The 19,256-nt window shown below is 70.9% G+C and carries 16 protein-coding genes; 10 read left to right on the plus strand and 6 right to left on the minus strand.

What is annotated here, in order from left to right; translation table 11 throughout:
• Entirely contained in the window at window positions 1–600 is a 600-nt protein-coding gene (locus M4960_RS14435; RefSeq protein ID WP_123938849.1) for a TetR/AcrR family transcriptional regulator, read from the minus strand.
• Window positions 601–632: 32 nt separating this feature from the next.
• Between M4960_RS14435 and M4960_RS14440 the strand changes: the two genes are divergently transcribed.
• Genes M4960_RS14440 through M4960_RS14455 form a run of 4 tightly spaced genes read left to right on the plus strand, consistent with a single transcriptional unit; the run spans window position 633 to window position 5,849 of the window.
• Entirely contained in the window at window positions 633–2,252 is a 1,620-nt protein-coding gene (locus M4960_RS14440; RefSeq protein ID WP_248704599.1) for an ABC transporter substrate-binding protein, read from the plus strand.
• A gap of 5 nt (window positions 2,253–2,257) precedes the next feature.
• Complete coding sequence (locus M4960_RS14445) at window positions 2,258–3,265, plus strand: ABC transporter permease (protein ID WP_248704600.1); 1,008 nt, start codon at window positions 2,258–2,260, stop codon at window positions 3,263–3,265.
• Window positions 3,262–4,158 (plus strand): ABC transporter permease, encoded by an 897-nt coding sequence (locus M4960_RS14450; protein WP_248704601.1) that lies wholly within the window; start codon window positions 3,262–3,264, stop codon window positions 4,156–4,158. Before M4960_RS14445 ends, M4960_RS14450 begins: the two co-directional genes overlap by 4 nt.
• Window positions 4,155–5,849 carry an ABC transporter ATP-binding protein gene (locus M4960_RS14455; RefSeq protein ID WP_248704602.1) on the plus strand — a complete coding sequence of 565 codons (1,695 nt, stop codon included), beginning with the start codon at window positions 4,155–4,157 and terminating at the stop codon, window positions 5,847–5,849. Before M4960_RS14450 ends, M4960_RS14455 begins: the two co-directional genes overlap by 4 nt.
• A 137-nt stretch (window positions 5,850–5,986) precedes the next feature.
• Here the strand turns inward: M4960_RS14455 and proP are convergent, their stop codons facing one another.
• Complete coding sequence (gene proP / locus M4960_RS14460; protein ID WP_248704603.1) at window positions 5,987–7,573, minus strand: glycine betaine/L-proline transporter ProP; 1,587 nt, start codon at window positions 7,571–7,573, stop codon at window positions 5,987–5,989.
• A 266-nt stretch (window positions 7,574–7,839) separates the two neighbouring features.
• Here proP and valS point away from each other — a divergent pair, with 266 nt between their 5' ends.
• Complete coding sequence (valS, locus tag M4960_RS14465) at window positions 7,840–10,434, plus strand: valine--tRNA ligase (protein ID WP_248704604.1); 2,595 nt, start codon at window positions 7,840–7,842, stop codon at window positions 10,432–10,434.
• A 65-nt stretch (window positions 10,435–10,499) separates the two neighbouring features.
• Window positions 10,500–10,751 (plus strand): hypothetical protein, encoded by a 252-nt coding sequence (locus M4960_RS14470; protein WP_123293970.1) that lies wholly within the window; start codon window positions 10,500–10,502, stop codon window positions 10,749–10,751.
• 81 nt (window positions 10,752–10,832) lie between these two features.
• On the opposite strand, the gene M4960_RS14475 is transcribed toward M4960_RS14470, so the two are convergent.
• On the minus strand, window positions 10,833–11,669 hold the full coding sequence (locus tag M4960_RS14475) for an alpha/beta fold hydrolase (RefSeq protein WP_133936725.1): 837 nt from the start codon (window positions 11,667–11,669) through the stop codon (window positions 10,833–10,835).
• A gap of 122 nt (window positions 11,670–11,791) precedes the next feature.
• Here M4960_RS14475 and M4960_RS14480 point away from each other — a divergent pair, with 122 nt between their 5' ends.
• Both M4960_RS14480 and M4960_RS14485 read left to right on the plus strand, forming a co-directional pair.
• Window positions 11,792–12,391 (plus strand): TetR/AcrR family transcriptional regulator, encoded by a 600-nt coding sequence (locus M4960_RS14480; protein WP_132099662.1) that lies wholly within the window; start codon window positions 11,792–11,794, stop codon window positions 12,389–12,391.
• Window positions 12,392–12,647: 256 nt separating this feature from the next.
• Window positions 12,648–14,672 carry a M3 family metallopeptidase gene (locus M4960_RS14485; RefSeq protein WP_248704605.1) on the plus strand — a complete coding sequence of 675 codons (2,025 nt, stop codon included), beginning with the start codon at window positions 12,648–12,650 and terminating at the stop codon, window positions 14,670–14,672.
• Between the two features lie 204 nt (window positions 14,673–14,876).
• Here M4960_RS14485 and clpX read toward each other — a convergent pair whose 3' ends face one another.
• Window positions 14,877–16,157 (minus strand): ATP-dependent Clp protease ATP-binding subunit ClpX, encoded by a 1,281-nt coding sequence (clpX, locus tag M4960_RS14490; protein ID WP_111084519.1) that lies wholly within the window; start codon window positions 16,155–16,157, stop codon window positions 14,877–14,879.
• Between the two features lie 233 nt (window positions 16,158–16,390).
• On the opposite strand from clpX, the gene M4960_RS14495 reads away from it, so the two are divergent.
• Both M4960_RS14495 and M4960_RS14500 read left to right on the plus strand, forming a co-directional pair.
• A complete protein-coding gene (locus M4960_RS14495; RefSeq protein ID WP_248704606.1) occupies window positions 16,391–17,119 on the plus strand; it encodes a YcnI family protein in 729 nt (242 codons plus the stop codon).
• 50 nt (window positions 17,120–17,169) lie between these two features.
• Window positions 17,170–17,775 (plus strand): copper resistance CopC family protein, encoded by a 606-nt coding sequence (locus M4960_RS14500; protein WP_248704607.1) that lies wholly within the window; start codon window positions 17,170–17,172, stop codon window positions 17,773–17,775.
• Between the two features lie 62 nt (window positions 17,776–17,837).
• On the opposite strand, the gene M4960_RS14505 is transcribed toward M4960_RS14500, so the two are convergent.
• Both M4960_RS14505 and M4960_RS14510 read right to left on the minus strand, forming a co-directional pair.
• Window positions 17,838–18,497, minus strand: a complete 660-nt coding sequence (locus M4960_RS14505; protein WP_111075987.1) for an ATP-dependent Clp protease proteolytic subunit — start codon at window positions 18,495–18,497, stop codon at window positions 17,838–17,840.
• Window positions 18,498–18,523: 26 nt separating this feature from the next.
• Window positions 18,524–19,153, minus strand: coding sequence for an ATP-dependent Clp protease proteolytic subunit (locus tag M4960_RS14510; RefSeq protein WP_111084515.1), 630 nt, complete (start codon window positions 19,151–19,153; stop codon window positions 18,524–18,526).
• Window positions 19,154–19,256: the final 103 nt, after the last annotated feature.

Here is a 19,256-nt window from a genome sequence, read left to right on the forward strand (position 1 = left end):
TCAGCGGGCGTCGAGGCCGGCGACCACCGGGGTCAGCGCCGCCGCGACGTACTCGACGAGCGGCCGGCGGGCCACCCCGTCGGCGACCCACACCCCGAACGCCGCAGCAGCCGCCCCGAGCACCGCGCCCGAGACCGTCTGCGGCCAGAGCGACCCCGGCTGCTCCCCCGTGCGCCCGGCCACGAAGGCGGCGACGGCCCCGTGCTGCGCCATCACCCGGACGGCGACCCCGGCGACGAGCTCGGAGCCGATGCCCATCACCTCGGCCTGCGCGACCGCCCACGGCACCCGCTCGGGGTCGTGGGCCCGGGCCGCGGCGAGCAGGGCCTGCTCCACCGCACGCACCGCACTGGGTTCGGTCGAGGCCGCCAGGTACCCGGGCAGCCCCGCGACCGCGGCGTCGAGCTCGAGCCACATCACGTCCGACTTCGCCGTGAAGTAGTTGAAGAACGTCGCGCGGCTGACCCCCGCACGCACGGCGATCTGGTCGACCGTGGTGCGTGCGTACCCCTGCTCGAGGAACAGCTCGGCAGCGGCGTCCGCGAGGACCTCGGCGCTCGAGCGTCGGGGCCGGCCACCGCGGCGGATCGGTTCGTCCATGGGCCCCAGTAAACCGCTAGACTCGTCCAGCCATGATCTTGGACTCAGTACAGAAAACCGTCGCCGCCGTCGCGAGCGCCACCGCCGTCGTCCTCGTCCTCGCGGGGTGCAGCGGCGCCGGGACGAGCACCACGAGCAGCAAGCCGGTGAGCGGCGGGACCCTGACGTACGCCTCCGGCGATGCCGAGCCCACCTGCCTCGACCCGCACGTCGGCGGCAACTACCCGCAGGCGCTCCTGGCGACGCAGTACATCGAGGAGCTCGTCGGGCTCGAGGACGGCGAGCCGACGCCCGAGCTCGCGACGAAGTGGACCACGAGCGACGACGGCAAGACCCTCACCTTCACGCTGCGCGACGACGTCACCTTCACCGACGGCACCCCGTTCGACGCCGCCGCCGTCGTGGCGAACATCGAGCACGTGCAGGACCCGGCCACCGCCTCGAGCACCGGGTACCTCGCGCTGCAGTCCATCACGAAGGCGACGGCCACCGACGACCACACCGTGACGCTCTCGCTGAGCCGTCCGGACAGCGCGCTGCTCGAGTCCTTCTCGCAGCCGTGGGTCGGCATGGAGTCCCCGAAGGCACTCGAGCGCAAGCAGGCGACGAACTGCGAGTCGCCCGTCGGCACCGGCCCGTTCGAGGTCACCGGGTGGAAGCACGGCGACCGCGTCACCCTGACGAAGAACAGCGACCACTGGGGGAAGACGAAGCCGCGCCTGTCCGGCATCACGTGGCGGTTCCTGCCCGACTCGACGTCGCGCTACGCGGCGCTGCAGTCCGGCCAGGTCGACGTCATCGACAACGCGCAGCCCGACCAGCTCAAGGCAGCGTCGGCGAAGGGCGCCATCCGCGACCTCGACGCCCCGCGCCCCGGTGCCTCGAACCGCCTCGAGCTGAACTCCGGCCACGGCGTGTTCCGTGACGAGGCCGTGCGGCAGGCGTTCATCGCGGGTGCCGAGATCGACCCCGGCCTGCAGTCGCTGTTCCTCGGCACCGCGAAGCGCTCGTACTCCGTGCTCTCGAGTGCCGAACCGCTGGCGTACTCGGAGAAGAGCCGGTTCGACTACTCGCCGTCGAAGGCGAAGCAGCTGCTCGACGACGCCGGCTGGAAGGTCGGGTCGGACGGCATCCGTGTCAAGGACGGCCAGCAGCTCACCGTGACGTTCCCGGTGTCGACGAACCAGTCGGTGCCGGCCGAGCGCAGCCTGTTCCAGCAGATCCAGGCGTCCGAGAAGGCCGTCGGGTTCAAGGTCGTGCTCGACGAACTCGACCTGTCCAGCTGGTACGCGGCCCTCGCGGCGAACGAGTACGACGTGGTCAGCGCCCCGTACACGAAGGTCGGCCCCGACGTCCTGCGCATCCTGTACGACAGCGCGAGCATCGAGCCGGCACCGTCCGGGTACTTCGCGAACCTCGCGCAGCTCGACGACCCCGCACTCGACACCCTGCTCGAGCAGGCGGCCCGCACCTCGGACGCCGACGAGCGCGCCGACCTGTACGAGCAGGCGCAGAAGACGATCCTGGCGAGCGACACCGTGCTGCCCCTCTACGACCAGCAGAACCACTTCCTGGTGCGCTCGGCCGTGCACGGCATCCAGACGACCTCGGTGTCCACGCCCTGGTTCGGCACGGCCTGGATCGACCGCTGACGCGGATGCCCTGGGTGTGGTGGGCCGTCCGACGGCTCGCGGGCGGGATCGGCGTGCTCTGGGCCGTCGCGACGATCGTGTTCGTCGCGATCCGGCTCATCCCCGGCGACCCCGCACTCGCGATCCTCGGTGGTCCGGGCTCGCAGGCCTCCGCCGAGGCCGTCGCCCAGGTCCGGCACGAGTACGGCCTCGACCAGCCGGTGCTCGTGCAGTACGCGGTGTTCCTCGGACGCCTCGCCACCCTGCAGCTCGGTGACTCGTACGCCTTCCGCACCCCGGTCGCGACGCTGCTCGGCCAGCAGCTGCCCGTCACGCTCACCCTGGCGGTGGCCGGGCTCGTCGTCGCCTGGGTCCTGGCGATCGTCGCGGCCTGGTGGTCGACGCAGCGCGGTCGGTTCGCAGCCGGGCTGACGAGCGCGCTGAGCGTCACCGCGAGCGTGATGCCGCACTTCTGGCTCGGCAGCGTGCTCATCGTGGTGTTCGCGAGCGCCCTCGGTTGGGTGCCCGCGGTCAGCGACGGAACCGTGCGCGGCTGGGTGCTCCCGGTGCTGACGGTGGCCGTCCCGGTCGCCGGGTACCTGGCCGAGACCGTCCGCGACGGGGTCGTCGACGCGCAACGATCCGCCTTCGCCCTCGCCGCGCGGGGCCGTGGCGAGACCCGCCTCGGGCTGTTCGCCCGGCACCTGCTCCGCCACGCGGCGCTGCCCGGGATCGCCCTGTCCGCCTGGGCGTTCGGGTCCCTCGTGTCCGGCGCCGTCGTCGTCGAATCCGTGTTCGCGCTGCCCGGCATCGGTCGCGCCCTGGTGACCGCGGTGACGCAGCGGGACATGCCACTCGTCGCCGGCATCGCGCTGGTGTCCGCCGCGGCCTACGTCGTGGTGCTCGCGATCGCCGACCTCGTCGAACGCGTCGTCGACCCGCGCACCGGAGGCCGGCGCCCGCGCACCCCGCGCACCGGTGCCCCGCGAGCCGCGCGACGCCGTGGACCCGGCCCCGAGGCGGCGGCGCGGTGAGCGGCATCGCCGAGCCGAGCCTCCTGGCCGGTGAACCGGTCGACGGACGACCGGCAGCAGCACGTCGCCGGCGGCGGGGCCTTGGCGTCCCCGGCGCCGTCGCGGGCGCCGTGGTCGTGCTCGCCGTCGTGGCGGCCGCGTGGCCGGCGCTGCTCGGCGGCGCGGACCCGCTCGCGGTGCACCCGTCCGAGGCGCTCCTCGCGCCGAGCGGGGCGCACCCCTTCGGCACCGATGAATCCGGACGCGACGTCCTGTCCCGGGTCGTCGCCGGCACGCGGGCCTCGCTCGTGGTCGGTGTCGCCGCGACCCTGATCGGCGGCGGGACCGGCGTCGTTCTCGGCGTCGTCGCCGGACTGGGCGCCGGCGCCGGACGTGTCGGCCGACTGCTCGACGCAGTGATCGGCCGCGTCACCGAGGTCGCGTTCGCCCTGCCGCTGCTGCTCGTCGCCCTGGTGGTCATCGCCGTCACCGGCCCCGGCCCGGTGCCCGCCGTGCTCGCCGTGGGCTTCGCCACCGCCCCCGGCTACGCCCGCATCGTCCGTGGTCTGGTCCGCGCGGCCCGGTCGTCGCAGCTCGTCGAGACCGCCGTGCTGCTCGGCCGCTCCCCCGTCCGCATCGTGGTCCGGCACGTCCTGCCGACCGCACTCTGGCCCGTCGTCGCGGTCGCGACACTCGGCGTCGGTCAGGCGATCGTCTGGGCCTCGGCGCTGAGCTACCTCGGCGTCGGCACACCGCCCCCGGCTCCGGAGTGGGGCGCGATGCTCGCCGACGGCCGGACCTACCTGCAGACCGCACCGTGGATGAGCACCTTCCCCGGGCTCGCCATCGTGGTGCTCGCGACCGCCGTCACCGTGCTCGGTCGCGCGATCCGCCGAACAGGAGTCGTCCGATGACCACTGTCCTCGAGGTCCAGGCGCTGCACGTCGCCATCGCGGGCACGCCGATCGTGCACGACGTCGCGCTGCGGGTCGACGCTGGCGAGAGCGTCGCCTTGGTCGGCGCGTCCGGCTCCGGCAAGACCGTCACCGCCCGCGCCGCACTCGGCCTGTCCGCGCCCGGCTCCGCCGTCCGCGCCGACGCCTTCACCGTCGCCGGCCTCGACGTCCGCGCGTTCTCCGATCGTCGGTGGCGCCAGGTGCGCGGGTCTCGGGTCGGCTACGTCGGCCAGGAGGCCCTGGGCGCGTTGGACCCGCTGCGTCCCGTCGGACGCGAGGTCGCCGACAGCCTCCGCCTGCACACCGAGATGGGTGCGGCCGAGCGCGTGGACGCCGTGCGCGATGCCCTGCGCGCGGTGGGCCTCGACCCGGACATCGCGACCGACGGCCGACTCGCCGGCACGCTGTCGGGCGGGATGCGGCAACGGGCCCTCATCGCCGCGGCCACCATCGGGTCGCCGGCGCTCGTGGTCGCCGACGAGCCCACGACCGCACTGGACGCCGGGGTCGCGGTCACCGTGATGGAGCAGCTGCGGGCGGCACAGCAGCGCGGGGCGGGGCTGCTCGTCATCACGCACGACCTCGGGCTCGTCGCCGGGTGGGCCGACCGGGTGGCCGTCATGCACGAGGGCCGGATCGTCGAGCAGGGTCCGGTCGCCTCGGTGTTGCAGGATCCGCAGCACGCCGCGACGCAAGCCCTGGTGCGCGCGGCGCACGGTGCCGATCTGGTCGACCGGTGCGAGGTTGATGGCTCCGTGCAGTCCTCTGACGACGCACCGAGCGGGCAACCTCGCACCGAGCTCACGTCCACGCACCGTGCGCCGATCGGCGACCGCGGCACCCAGCGCGCAACCTCGCATGGTGCGACGGGGGTCCTCGTCGCCACGGGGCTCGCGCGCGACCACGAGGGCGTCCGCGCCGTCGACGACGTGTCGTTCGGGCTCGACCGCGGGCGAGTGCTCGGGGTGATCGGCGCCTCGGGGTCGGGCAAGACCACCCTGGCGCGGATGCTCCTCGGGCTCGAGACGCCCGACGCCGGCACGGTCTCGCTCGACGGAGCGCCCTGGGCACCACTCCCCGAACACGACCGACGACCCCGACGCCACCGGGTCGCGGCCGTCGTGCAGGACCCCGGCGCCACGTTCGACGAGCGGTGGTCGGTCGAGCGGGTCGTCGCCGACGCGTTCTCGCGGGGCGACGACCGCCGCGCCCGTGGTTCCCTCGCCGCCCGGGTGGACGCAGCCCTGCGCCAGGTGGACCTCGACCCGGCGCTCCGGCCGCGGTCGCCGCTGACCCTGTCCGGTGGGCAACGGCAGCGACTCGCGATCGCCCGGGCGCTGGCCACCGACCCCGAGGTGATCATCCTCGACGAGCCGGTCACCGCCCTCGACGCCACCGTGCAGGACGCCGTTCTGACCCTGCTCGAGCGGCTCCGCGACGACACCGGTGTGGCGATGGTGTTCGTGTCGCACGACCTGCGGGCCGTTCGCCGGATGGCCGACGACGTGCTCGTCGTGCACCGGGGCGCGGTCGTCGAGCACGGCCCCGCCGCGACGGTGTTCGCGCGCCCGGCGCACCCCGTGACCGCGCACCTGCTGCAGGCCGCGGAGCGGCTGGCGGCGGGCCCCGCAGCCGACTTCACGGGCTGAGCGACAGTTCGCGCGGTGCCGCGTCCGCGAACTGTCGCTGCGCGCGTGACGTCCCCCACGGCCCTGAACGTGACCGGAGGCCCGGCGCGCGTCCGTGGCGGACGTGCACCGAGCCTCCAGGGCGGGTGTGACCGGGGTCAGGAGTCCGCGGACTCCTTCTTCGCCGCGTCGCCCGAGATGATCGGGATCTCACTGGTCGCGAACTCCTTCGCCCAGTCCGACTGCGCGAACTCCGACGTCGGGTCGTTGTAGTCGTCGATCACGCCGGCGACCTCGTCCTCGGAACCGACCGTCGGGCCGGAGCCCATGAGCGGGGTGGCGGCGGTCTCCTTGGTGAAGTACACCGCGACGAGCCCGATGACGGCGGCCAGCATCAGGTAGAAGGCCGGGATGTCCTCGGCCCAGCCGTAGCCGGCGTCCTTCGCGGCGTTGATGAGCGCCGAGGTCGCGAGCGGGGTCGTGCCACCGAACAGCGACACCGAGACGTTGAAGGCGATCGCGAGCGCGCCGTAGCGGATGATCGTCGGGAACAGCGCGGGCAGCGTCGACGGCATCGTCGAGGTGAACGTGACGAGCACGACACCGAGGATGAGCAGGCCGGAGAACACCCCGACGCCCGTGCCGGTCTGGACGAGCTTGAGGGCAGGCCAGGACAGCAGGATGAAGCCGATGCAGCCGGCGGCGAGCACCGGGCGACGACCGAACTTGTCGGACAGCCGGCCACCGAACGTGATGACGACCATCATGAGCAGCATCACGACGACGATCAGGATGAGGCCGAACGTGGCGTTCTGGCCGAGGTTCTGCTCGAGGTAGGTCGGCATGTACGACAGCAGCATGTAGTCGGTCACGTTGAAGACCAGGACCAGGCCGATGCAGATGATGAGCGCGCGCCAGTTCTCGGCGAAGAGCTTGAGGAACGGGGTCTTCTGCCCCTCGCGCTCGGCGGCCTGCTCCTGCTGCTTCTGGAAGGCCGGGGTCTCCTCGAGCTTGAGGCGCAGGTACAGCCCGATCAGGCCGAGCGGGCCCGCGATGATGAACGGGATACGCCAGCCCCAGCTGAGCAGGGCGTCCTCGGACAGGCCGAACTGCAGGCCGGTGACGATCGACGCGCCGAGCACGTAGCCGGCCAGGGTGCCGAACTCGAGCCACGAGCCCATGAACCCACGGCGCTTGTCGGGCGAGTACTCGGCGATGAAGGTCGCGGCGCCGCCGTACTCACCGCCGGTCGAGAAGCCCTGCACGAAGCGGGCCACGAGCAGCAGGACCGGTGCCCAGAAGCCGATCGAGTCGTACGACGGGATCAGGCCGATCATCAGCGTGCCGGCGGCCATCAGGATCATCGTCAGCGCGAGGACCTTCTGCCGGCCGATCCGGTCGCCGATCGGACCGAAGACGGCGCCACCGATCGGTCGGACGATGAACGCCGCGGCGAAGAACCCGAAGGTCGCGACGATGTTCGCGGCCGGGTCGCCCTGCGGCAGGAAGACCTGCGAGATCGTGACGGTCAGGTACGCGAAGATGCCGAAGTCGAACCACTCCATCGCGTTGCCGAGGGCGGCGGCCGCCACGGCGCGCTTGAGCAGCGACTCCTCGACGACGGTGACGTCGTCCTTCGTCAGCTTGCGCCGAGCGCGCTTCGCAGCGCCCTTCGAGCGCAGCGGTCGGTCGCCGTGCGGCTGCGGCCGATCGCCGTGCGGGTGGGGTGCGTCGTTCGGTGCCAAGTCGTTCCTCCGGTGTGCGGTGCGTCCTTCGGGCGTCCGGCGGACGGCAACGGTGCAGTTCCTGCGAACCCGCGCTCGCCGGACAAACTCCGACAGACTACCAGGTCTCCGGCGTGTCCGACAGGTCGGTGTGGTAATCGCCGCTCCCAGCACTCGTGAGCGGCGTCGGTCCCGCCCGCTACGATTGGGGCACCTCGCATCGAGCGGGGACACTCAGGCACCTCATCACGGACTCGGTGCCGCACACACGCACGGAAGGCGCAGCCATGACCAAGCCCATGCCCGAGAAGCCCAGCGTCGACGGACTCGAGCAGGTCTGGGGGCGGGTCTGGGAGCAGGACGGCACCTACCGCTTCGACCGTGACGCCGCCGGCCACCGCGACGCCGTCTACTCGATCGACACCCCGCCGCCGACCGCCTCCGGGTCGCTGCACATCGGGCACGTCTTCTCGTACACGCACACCGACCTCAAGGCGCGGTTCGAGCGCATGCGGGGCAAGCACGTCTTCTACCCGATGGGCTGGGACGACAACGGCCTGCCGACCGAGCGCCGCGTGCAGAACTACTACGGCGTCCGCTGCGACCCGACGCTCCCCTACGACCCCGACTTCACGCCGCCGTTCGAGGGCGGCGACGGCAAGTCGTCGAAGGCCGCCGACCAGCTGCCGATCTCGCGCCGCAACTTCATCGCGCTGTGCGACCAGCTCACGGTGCAGGACGAGCAGCAGTTCGAGGAGCTCTTCCGCACCCTCGGCCTGTCGGTGGACTGGACGCAGTCGTACCGCACCATCGACGACACCTCGCGGGCGAGCGCGCAGCGCGCCTTCCTCCGCAACCTCGAGCGCGGCGAGGCCTACCAGGCCGACGCCCCGACCCTGTGGGACGTCACGTTCCGCACCGCGGTCGCGCAGGCCGAGCTCGAGGACAAGGAGATGCCCGGCGCGTACCACGGCATCGCGTTCCACCGTACCGACGGCGGCGACGACGTCGTGATCCAGACGACCCGTCCCGAGCTGCTGCCGGCGTGCGTCGCCCTCGTCGCGCACCCCGACGACGAGCGGTTCCAGGACCTGTTCGGCACCACGGTCCGCTCCCCCCTCTTCGACGTCGAGGTCCCGGTGCTCGCACACCACCTGGCGCAGAAGGACAAGGGCGCCGGCATCGCGATGGTCTGCACCTTCGGCGACACCACCGACGTGGTCTGGTGGCGCGAGCTGCAGCTGCCGAACCGCGCGATCCTCGGCTTCGACGGCCGCGTGCGCTCCGACGAGCCCGCGTGGATCGAGTCGGCGACCGGCAAGGCGATCTACGCCGAGATGGCCGGCAAGACCGTGTTCTCGGCGAAGAAGGTCGTCGTGGACGCCCTGACCGAGTCCGGCGAGCTCGTCGGCGACGTCAAGACGATCAACCACCCGGTGAAGTTCTTCGAGAAGGGCGACAAGCCCCTCGAGATCGTCTCGACCCGCCAGTGGTACATCGTCAACGGCGCCCGCGACGAAGCCCTGAAGGCGACGCTCCGCGCCCGCGGCGAGGAGATCGCGTTCCACCCCGACTTCATGCGCGTCCGCTACGACAACTGGGTCGGTGGCCTGTCCGGCGACTGGCTCATCTCGCGCCAGCGGTTCTTCGGCGTGCCGATCCCGGTCTGGTACCCGCTCGACGCCGATGGCAACCCGGTGTTCGACCAGCCGATCGTCCCGACCGAGGCGCAGCTGCCCGTCGACCCGTCGTCCGACCCGGCACCCGGCTACTCCGAGGACCAGCGCGGCGTCGCCGGCGGGTTCCAGGGCGAGCTCGACGTCATGGACACCTGGGCCACCTCGTCGCTCACCCCGCAGCTCGCGGGCAAGTGGGAGACCGACCCGGCGCTGTACGACCTGGTGTACCCGTACGACGTCCGCCCGCAGGCGCAGGACATCATCCGCACGTGGCTCTTCACGACGGTGCTCCGCAGCCAGCTCGAAGCGGACACCGTGCCGTGGAAGCACGCGAGCATCTCCGGCTTCATCGTCGACCCCGACCGCAAGAAGATGTCGAAGTCGAAGGGCAACGTCGTCACGCCGCTGTCGATCCTCGAGCAGCACGGTGCCGACGCGGTCCGCTACTGGGCGGCCTCGTCGAAGCTCGGCACCGACGCCGCGTTCGACCCGCAGAACCCGAAGCAGATCAAGGTCGGACGTCGTCTGGCGATCAAGGTCCTGAACGCCGCCAAGTTCGTCTACGGCTTCCCCCTGCCCGAGGGCGCCACGAGCGTGACCGAGGCACTCGACGTCGACATGCTCGCCGAGCTCGGTGCGGTCGTCGAGCAGGCCACCGCCGCGTTCGACGGCTTCGACCACGCCCGCGCGCTCGAGATCACGGAGCGGTTCTTCTGGACCTTCTGCGACGACTACCTCGAGCTCGTGAAGGAACGTGCCTACGGCACGGCGGCCGACGCGACGCACGAGACCCAGGCGAGCGCGGTCCTGGCGCTGCGCGGCGCGATCGACGTGCTGCTCCGACTGCTGGCACCGTTCCTCCCGTACGCGACGGAAGAGGTGTGGGCCTGGACCCACGAGACCAGCGTGCACCGGGCCTCCTGGCCGACCGCTGCCGACCTGCCCACCGACGCGGCCCCCACCGGGCTGCTCGCGGCCGTCGGACAGGCGCTCATCGGGATCCGCGGCGCGAAGACGTCGGCGAAGGCGTCCCAGAAGACGCCCGTCACGCGTGCCGTCGTCGCGGCGCCGGCCGAGACGCGGGCGCTCATCGAGCGCGCGGCGGTCGACCTGGCGGCCGTCGGCCGCATCGAGAACCTGTCGTTCGTCGACGGCGACGAGCTCGCCGTCACCGAGATCGAGCTGGCGGAACAGCAGGCGTAACGTCGGTCGTCCGGGCCGGGTCGCGTCGGCGACCCGGCCCGTCCACCACCGGACAGGAGGCACGGATGCAGTTGGGCACACGATGGAGCGTGGGTGGGGAGCCGCCTGCGCGACTGCCCGAAGCGATGGTCGTCGCCGTGCGCGGGGTCGAGGACGAGCTGGCGGCCGAGTCGGTCGACACGGGGACGTGGGGCTGGACCCTGACGTTCCTCGAGGGCAAGCCGATCGTCGAGCTCGACGACGGCACCTCGATCCACCTCGACGATGCCGGGCACGCCCAGGTCACGAACCCCGACGACGCCGCGGAAGAGGACTGACGCGGGGCGAGGTCGCTCGGTGAGCAGAAATGGTCGGGTCCCCGGTGGGAACCCGACCATTTCTGCTCACGATGCGAGCGGCTACTCGGCGAGCCAGGTGAGCAGGACCTCGTTCACCTCGGCGGTGTGCGTGGTGAGCAGGCCGTGCGGGGCGCCCTCGATCTCGACGTACTTCGCGGCCGGCAGCGCCTTGGTGAAGCGTCGACCGGTGGCGTCGATCGGCAAGATGTTGTCCGCCGTGCCGTGCACGATGAGCGCCGGGACGGTCACCTTCGGGATGTCCTGACGGAAGTCGGTCGGCCAGGTCAGCGGTGCTGCGGCGGACGCGATCGCACCCGAGCCGGCGGCGACGTTCCAGGCGTTGCGGACGGCCTCTTCCGAGATGCGCGAGCCGAGGTTCTCCGACAGGTTGAAGAAGTCCTGGTAGAAGTTCGTGAAGTACGCGTACCGGTCCTTCTTCACATCAGCCGCGATGCCCTCGAAGAACGACATCGGGCCGGCGCCGTCCGGGTTGTCGTCGGTGATGGCCAGGAAGGGCTCGAGCGAGGCGAGGAACGCGACCTTCGCGATGCGGTCCTGTCCGTGGCGGCCGATGTAGCGGGCGATCTCGCCGGTGCCCATCGAGAAGCCGACCAGGATCACGTCGCGCAGGTCGAGGGTCTCGAGGACGGTGTGCAGGTCGTCGGCGAAGGTGTCGTAGTCGTAGCCGGTGCTCGGCTGCGAGGACTGCCCGAAGCCGCGGCGGTCGTACGTGATCACGCGGTAGCCGGCCTCGAGCAGGGCCGGGGTCTGGCCCTCCCACGAGTTGCCGTCGAGGGGGAAGCCGTGGATCAGCACGATCGGCTGACCGGTTCCCTTGTCCTCGTAGTGGAGTTCGATGTCGACGCTGTTCTCGGTTCCGACGGTGATGGCACCCATGATCGTTTCCTTCCCTGAGCCTCGCGGAGAACGTCCGTTCTCCGTCGATGTGCCTTACACTAGAGAACGATCGTTCCCGGCGCAACTCGGGAATGGTGAACACGCAGCGAACGGGGTACGTCATGGCAACCAGCACCATCAGCACGGTCGACGCCGACGTCCGCGCACACATCGTGGACGTCGCCGACCAGCTGTTCTACGCGCGCGGCATCCAGTCCGTCGGCATGGACGAGATCCGCACGGGCGCAGGCGTCTCGCTGAAGAAGCTCTACGCGGCGTTCCCCGGCAAGGAGCAGCTCATCGCGGCCGTCCTGTCCGGGCGGCACGACCTGTGGGAGCGCGGCGTGCACGGCGCGGTCGAGGCGGCCACGACCCCGCGCGACAAGCTGCTCGCCGTGTACGACTTCCTCGAGTCGTGGTTCGGCGACGACACGTTCCGCGGCTGCGGGTTCATCAACGCCTTCGGCGAGCTCGGCGCGACCTCGCCCGCGGTCGCCGAGATCGCCCGCGACCACAAGGACTCGTTCCAGCGGTTCGTGCAGGAGCTCACCGCCGAGGTCGTCGCCGATCCGGACCGTGCCGAGGAACTCGCCGCACAGCTCGCCCTGCTCGCCGAGGGCGCGCAGACCACTGCTGCCATCGCCGGCACCACGGAGCCCGCGGCGCATGCCCGTCGTGCCGCGTCGACGCTGATCGACGCCGCGACGGGGCCGTCCCGCTGACCTGGTCGTTCCGGGCGTACCTGGTCGTTCCGGGCGTACCTGGTCGGTTCTTCCGACCAGGTACGCCCGATTCCGCTTTCCAAGCCGGTCGCGATGGGAAGGAACGCGCCCACAGGGCGGACTGGGCCCACGCCGCCGGTTCCGGTGCGACGCGCCAGCGGCGCGACGGCCGTGCCGGTGGGGAGAGGCGCGGGGCCAGGCCGCCACGGGCCTCCCGTCCGCCCCGTCGCGGCGCGACGTCCGTAGTGTGGTTGCCATGGCAACCCCGTTCGACGTCCCGAGCACCCTCCCCTACGCCCTGCCGCCCTTCGGCGACGTGCGACTCGAGCACTACCGACCGGCCTTCGAGGCCGGCATGGCCGAGCAGCGCGCCGAGGTCGAGGCCATCGCCACCGATCCGCACGCACCGACGGTCGAGAACACCCTCATCGCCCTCGAGCGCTCCGGGCAGCTGCTGACCCGTGTCAGCCACGTGTTCTTCACGCTGTCGTCGGCGGACTCGACGCCGGAGCTGCACGACCTCGAGGCCGAGGTCTCGCCGTTGCTCGCCGCCCACCGCGACGCGATCACGCTGGACTCCCGGCTCTACACCCGCGTGCAGTCCGTGCTCGACGGCGCCGCAGCCGCCGGGCTCGAGGGCGAAGCGCTCCGCCTGGTCGAGCGCACCCACGCCGAGATGACCCTGGCGGGCGCCGGGCTCGACGACGCGGGCAAGGAGCGCCTGACCGCGATCAACCAGGAGCTGTCGACGCTCACGACCACTTTCGAGCGCAACCTGCTCGAGGACACCAACGACTCCGCCGTGCACGTGACCGACGAAGCCGAGCTCGAGGGGCTCGACGACGGTGCGAAGTCCGCCGCTGCCGGGTCCGCTGCGGACCGCGGCCTCGAGGGCTGGCTCATCACCCTGCCGCTCTACACCGGCCACCCGTGGCTGCCGTCGCTCGCAAACCGCGACCTGCGCGAGCGGATCATGCGCGCCTCGCTCGCCCGCGGCCGCCGCGGCAACCAGTACGACAACCGCGAGGTCCTGCTGCGCATCGTCCGGCTCCGTGCCGAGCGCGCCGAACTGCTCGGGTTCCCCAACCACGCCGCGGTCGTCACTGCCGACGAGACGGCGAAGACCCCCGAAGCCGTCGACGGCCTGCTGTCGTCGCTCGTCGGCGCTGCGGCGCGGAACGCCGACGACGAGCGGGCCGTCCGGTCCCGAACGGTCGGGTTCGACATCGAGTCGTGGGACTGGGCGTACGCCACCGAGATCCTGCGCGGCGAGCAGTTCGCTGCGGACAGCTCGGCGCTCCGACCGTACTTCGAGGCTGACCGGGTCCTGCACGACGGCGTCTTCCACGCCGCGGGCGCCCTCTACGGCCTGACCTTCACCGAGCGCCCGGACCTGCACGGCTACAACGACGAGGTCCGTGTCTTCGAGGTCACCGGCGACGACGACGAACCCGTCGGGCTCTACCTGCTCGACCTGTACACGCGCGACGGCAAGCGCGGCGGCGCGTGGATGAACCCCGTGGTCGAGCAGTCCGAGCTGCTCGGCACGCTGCCCGTCGTGGTGAACAACCTCAACGTCGCGAAGCCGGCCCCCGGGTCGCCGACGCTGCTCATCCAGGACGAGGTCGAGACGCTCTTCCACGAGTTCGGCCACGCGCTGCACGGCCTCATCGCCCGCACCACCTACCCCCGGTTCTCGGGCACGAACGTCGAGCGCGACTTCGTCGAGTTCCCGAGCCAGGTGAACGAGATGTGGGTGTCGTGGCCGTCGGTCCTGGCGAACTACGCGAAGCACCACGAGACCGGTGCCCCGCTGCCGCCCGAGCTCGTCCTGGGCCTGAGCGAGTCCGAGGGCTTCAACGAGGGCTTCGGCACGACGGAGTACCTGGCCGCGGCGTTGCTCGACCAGGCGTGGCACCGGCTGTCCTCCGCCGACGCCGCTGCGGTCACGTCCGTCGAGGACTTCGAGCGGAACGCCCTCGCCGCCGCCGGGATCGCCGTCGAGGCCGTGCCGCCGCGCTACTCGTCGACGTACTTCGCGCACACGTTCTCGGGCGGGTACGACGCCGGGTACTACGGCTACATCTGGTCCGAGGTGCTCGACGCCGACACGGTCGAGTGGTTCCGCGACAACGGCGGGCTGGACCGCGCGGCCGGTCGGCGCTTCGCGGAACGGCTGTTGGGCGTCGGTGGCTCGAAGGACCCGCTCGAGGCGTACCGCGACTTCCGCGGCCGCGACGCCGAGGTCGGGCCGCTGCTGCGTCGCCGCGGCCTCGAGTAGGGCGCGCGGGGACCGGGCGCTTCCGGGCGTACCGCGGCGAATCGGGCGTACCTGTTCGGAACTTCCGACCAGCTACGCCCGATCCCACTTTCCATCGCAGCCGTCATGGGAAGAACCAGACGTCGATCCGCGGACCGCGCCGACCGCCCCACCACGACGAAGCCCCGCACCGATCCGGTGCGGGGCTTCGTCGCGAGCGGGGCGCTACGCCGACTTCTCGACGCGCTTCGCCCGCGGCCGGGGCACGATGGTCGGCGCCGCGTTCTCGAGCACGGACTCGCGGGTGATCACCACGCGGGCGACGTCGTCGTCGGACGGGACGTCGAACATCACCGGGCCGAGGACCTCTTCGAGGATGGCGCGCAGACCACGGGCACCGGTCTGGCGCAGCACGGCCAGGTCGGCGATCGCCTCGAGCGCACCCTGGTCGAACTCGAGCTCGACGCCGTCGATCTGGAACATCCGCTGGTACTGCTTGATCAGCGCGTTCTTCGGCTCGGTCAGGATCTGCATGAGCGCTGCCTGGTCGAGCTGCGACACCGTGGTGACGACGGGCAGACGACCGATGAACTCGGGGATCAGGCCGAACTTGTGCAGGTCTTCCGGCAGGACCTCGGAGTACAGGTCCTGGTGGTCGGTCGCACTGTGCAGCGGCGCCCCGAAGCCGATCCCCCGCTTGCCGACGCGCGAGGACACGATGTCCTCGAGCCCGGCGAACGCACCGGCCACGATGAACAGGACGTTCGTCGTGTCGATCTGGATGAACTCCTGGTGCGGGTGCTTGCGACCACCCTGCGGCGGGACCGACGCGACGGTGCCCTCGAGGATCTTGAGCAGTGCCTGCTGCACGCCTTCGCCGGAGACGTCGCGCGTGATCGACGGGTTCTCGGCCTTGCGGGCGATCTTGTCGACCTCGTCGATGTAGATGATGCCGGTCTCGGCCCGCTTGACGTCGTAGTCGGCGGCCTGGATCAGCTTGAGCAGGATGTTCTCGACGTCTTCACCGACGTAGCCGGCCTCGGTCAGGGCGGTGGCGTCGGCGACGGCGAACGGCACGTTGAGGCGCTTCGCCAGGGTCTGCGCCAGGTAGGTCTTGCCGCAGCCGGTCGGGCCGATGAGCAGGATGTTCGACTTCGCGATCTCGATGTCGTCGCGGTCTTCGGCAGCGGTGATCTGCCCCTGCGCCCGGATGCGCTTGTAGTGGTTGTAGACGGCCACGGCGAGGGCGCGCTTCGCCGGGTCCTGCCCGATGACGTACTCCTGCAGGAAGTCGAAGATCTCGCGCGGCTTCGGCAGTTCGAAGTCACCGCTCGAGGTGTCCTCGCCGGCTTCCGCCAGACGCTCCTCGATGATCTCGTTGCACAGCTCGACGCACTCGTCGCAGATGTAGACACCCGGACCGGCGATCAACTGCTGGACCTGCTTCTGGCTCTTGCCGCAGAAGGAGCACTTGAGGAGGTCCCCGCTCTCTCCGATGCGTGCCATTGCCGTGCCTCCCTGGTTGGACGTGCCGGCCCGCGCACTCGCACCGGCCGCTGGTGCACCGCTGCTGGTGGGCACCTCGTCGTGGACACGAGCCTAACCGCAACCGGTGACACCGACCGTGCGGCGCCGCGGGATTTCGCGCGCGCGTTCGCCCAGGGCGTTCGGGCCTGCTACCGTGATCCAGTCTTCTCTACAAGTTGTAGAAACACCGTCCCGACCATCGAAGGATCCCCATGCAGAAGCGTCTCGCCGCCGGCGGCGCCGTCACCCTCGGCGCCGTGGCCGTCATCGTCCTCGGCACCGCCGGCGCAGCCAGCGCGCACGTGTCCGCGACGGCCACCTCGACCGCCGCGAACTCGTACACCACGGCGACCTTCTCGGTCCCGCACGGCTGCGACGGCTCCCCCACCACGAAGATCGAGTTCCAGGTGCCGGAGTCCGTCATCGAGGTCACCCCCACCGTGAACCCGAACTGGAAGATCACGAAGGCGACCGAGCCGTACACGAGCCCCTCCGCCGCGGCCGACGGTGAGCACGCCGAGGACGCCGCCGAGCGCGTCACGAGCATCACCTACACGGCGAAGACCCCCCTCCCCGCCGACGAGCGCGACACCTTCGCGTTCTCCTTCTCCCTGCCGGACGGCAAGGCCGGCGACCTCGTCGAGTTCCCCGTGCTGCAGACCTGCGAGAAGGGCTCGGTCGAGTGGAACCAGGAGCAGCAGGCCGGCGAGGCCGAGCCCGAGCACCCGGCCCCCTCGATCACGCTGACCGCGGCCGAGGCCACGGACGACGACGGTGACCCGGTCGCCACCACCCCGACCGCCGAGGCCGCAGCCGGCTCGACGACCCCCGCGGACCCCGACCTGGTCGGCCGCTTCCTCGGCCTGGGCGGTCTGGTGCTCGGCGCCGTCGCCCTGGTCGTCGCCGTCGCCGGCACGCGTCGTCGGAGCTCCGCCAAGTGACGCAGCGCGGCTCGCGTCGGACTCGGCTGCGGTCCTCTGCCTGGAGGCTCGTGGCCGGGTCCGCCGCGGCCGTCGCGATCGCGTGCGGTGCGGTCCTCGGGCTCGCGGGTCCCGCCAGCGCGCACAACTACCTGATCGCGTCCACCCCGGAGGTCGGCGGCACACTCACGAGCCTGCCGAAGGCGTTCGAGATCACCACGAACGACAAGCTGCTCGACATCGGCGACTCCGGTTCGGGCTTCGCCTTCCGGGTCGTGGGCCCGGACGGGAAGTACTACGAGGACGGCTGCGTCGACATCGACGGCCCCTCGATGACCACGCCCGCCGCGCTCGGCGACTCGGGGAAGTACACCGTCGAGTGGCAGATCGTCTCCGCCGACGGCCACACCGTCTCCGACGAGTACGCCTTCACGTGGAAGGCCCCGTCCGGCTCCTCCGCGGCCTCGGGATCGACCACGCCGCCGACCTGCGCCACCGCGGGAGACGACTCCACCGAGGCCGCCACCACCGGCACCGCATCGGGTAACACCGACTCTGCCGCGACCGACGCGCTCTGGATCGGCGCCGGAGGCGTCGTCCTCGTCGCCGCGGTCGTCGCGGTCCTGCTGCTCCTGCGGCGCCGCCCCGCGCTCGAGACGGACGACCCCGAGGACTGACACCGCTGCACGACGAAGGCCCCACACCGATCGGTGCGGGGCCTTCGTCGTTCCTGCTGGTGCTACTTGACGAGCGCCGGCAGGTTCTTGCGGCTGGTGAGGACCTGGTCGATCAGGCCGTACTCCACGGCTTCCTGCGCGGACATGATCTTGTCGCGCTCGATGTCGTGGTTGATCTCCGCCGGCGTCTTGTTGGAGTGCTTCGACAGCGTCTCCTCGAGCCAGGTGCGCATGCGGAGGATCTCCGCCGCCTGGATCTCGATGTCCGACGCCTGTCCGCCACCCTGCTGGACAGCGGGCTGGTGGATGAGCACGCGGGCGTTCGGCAGGGCCAGACGCTTGCCCGGCGTGCCACCGGCGAGGAGCACCGATGCGGCCGAGGCAGCCTGACCGAGGCAGACCGTCTGGATCTGCGGACGGATGTACTGCATCGTGTCGTAGATCGCCGTCATCGCGGTGAACGAGCCACCGGGCGAGTTGATGTACATGACGATGTCGCGGTCGGGGTCCATCGACTCGAGCACGAGCAGCTGGGCCATGACGTCGTCAGCCGACGCGTCGTCGACCTGGACACCGAGGAACACGATGCGGTCCTCGAAGAGCTTCGCGTACGGGTCCTGGCGCTTGTAGCCGTAGGCCGTGCGCTCCTCGAAGCTCGGCAGGATGTACCGATCGGAGGGAGCCGGGACGTTCTGCGCGCCACCGAGCATTGGGAGATGCATTCTCGTTTCCTTTTCTTCGGTGGGGGTCAGGACTGGGCGTCGGGGTCGGCAGCCGCGGTCGGCGTCGCGCCGTCACCGACGGTGCCACCACCGCCGACGACCTCGGCCGACGAGGCACGCAGGTGGTCGACGAAGCCGTACTCGAGGGCTTCCTGCGCGCTGAACCAGTTGTCGCGGTCGTTGTCCTTGAGGACCTGCTCGATCGACTTGCCGGTCTGCTCGGCCGTGAGCTCCGCCATGCGCTGCTTCATGTCGAGGATGACCTTGGCCTGCGTCTGGATGTCGGCAGCGGTGCCGCCGAACCCGCCGGACGGCTGGTGCAGCAGGACGCGGGCGTTCGGCGTGATGTAGCGCTTGCCCGGCGTGCCGGAGGACAGCAGGAACTGTCCCATCGACGCGGCCAGGCCGATGCCCACGGTCACGATGTCGTTCGGGACGAACTGCATCGTGTCGTAGATCGCCATGCCGGCGGTGATCGAGCCACCGGGCGAGTTGATGTAGAGGTAGATGTCCTTCTCAGGGTCTTCGGCGGCGAGCAGCAGCAGCTTGGCCGCGATCTCGTTCGAGTTGTCGTCGCGGACCTCGGAGCCGAGCCACACGATCCGGTCTCTCAGAAGGCGGTCAAAAACACTGGGGTTCAGTGTTGCTTCGGCCATGGAAAAGCTCCCGTTCAGTTGTCGCTTGTTGTCGAACTTATCGGTTGCAACGCACCACTTCGCGTGTGTTCGCCGACAGCAATGCGGTGGTGCGGAAAACACG

Source organism: Curtobacterium sp. MWU13-2055, assembly GCF_023242305.1.
In the GTDB taxonomy this organism is placed as follows: domain Bacteria; phylum Actinomycetota; class Actinomycetes; order Actinomycetales; family Microbacteriaceae; genus Curtobacterium.

Bases quoted from the DNA above. Each gene is read 5' to 3' on its own strand.
- M4960_RS14435 (WP_123938849.1), bottom strand. From the start codon at position 600: ATGGACGAACCGATCCGCCGCGGTGGCCGGCCCCGACGCTCGAGCGCC.
- M4960_RS14440 (WP_248704599.1), top strand. From the start codon at position 633: ATGATCTTGGACTCAGTACAGAAAACCGTCGCCGCCGTCGCGAGCGCC.
- M4960_RS14445 (WP_248704600.1), top strand. From the start codon at position 2,258: ATGCCCTGGGTGTGGTGGGCCGTCCGACGGCTCGCGGGCGGGATCGGC.
- M4960_RS14455 (WP_248704602.1), top strand. From the start codon at position 4,155: ATGACCACTGTCCTCGAGGTCCAGGCGCTGCACGTCGCCATCGCGGGC.
- valS (WP_248704604.1), top strand. From the start codon at position 7,840: ATGACCAAGCCCATGCCCGAGAAGCCCAGCGTCGACGGACTCGAGCAG.
- M4960_RS14470 (WP_123293970.1), top strand. From the start codon at position 10,500: ATGCAGTTGGGCACACGATGGAGCGTGGGTGGGGAGCCGCCTGCGCGA.
- M4960_RS14475 (WP_133936725.1), bottom strand. From the start codon at position 11,669: ATGGGTGCCATCACCGTCGGAACCGAGAACAGCGTCGACATCGAACTC.
- M4960_RS14480 (WP_132099662.1), top strand. From the start codon at position 11,792: ATGGCAACCAGCACCATCAGCACGGTCGACGCCGACGTCCGCGCACAC.
- M4960_RS14485 (WP_248704605.1), top strand. From the start codon at position 12,648: ATGGCAACCCCGTTCGACGTCCCGAGCACCCTCCCCTACGCCCTGCCG.
- clpX (WP_111084519.1), bottom strand. From the start codon at position 16,157: ATGGCACGCATCGGAGAGAGCGGGGACCTCCTCAAGTGCTCCTTCTGC.
- M4960_RS14495 (WP_248704606.1), top strand. From the start codon at position 16,391: ATGCAGAAGCGTCTCGCCGCCGGCGGCGCCGTCACCCTCGGCGCCGTG.
- M4960_RS14505 (WP_111075987.1), bottom strand. From the start codon at position 18,497: ATGCATCTCCCAATGCTCGGTGGCGCGCAGAACGTCCCGGCTCCCTCC.
- M4960_RS14510 (WP_111084515.1), bottom strand. From the start codon at position 19,153: ATGGCCGAAGCAACACTGAACCCCAGTGTTTTTGACCGCCTTCTGAGA.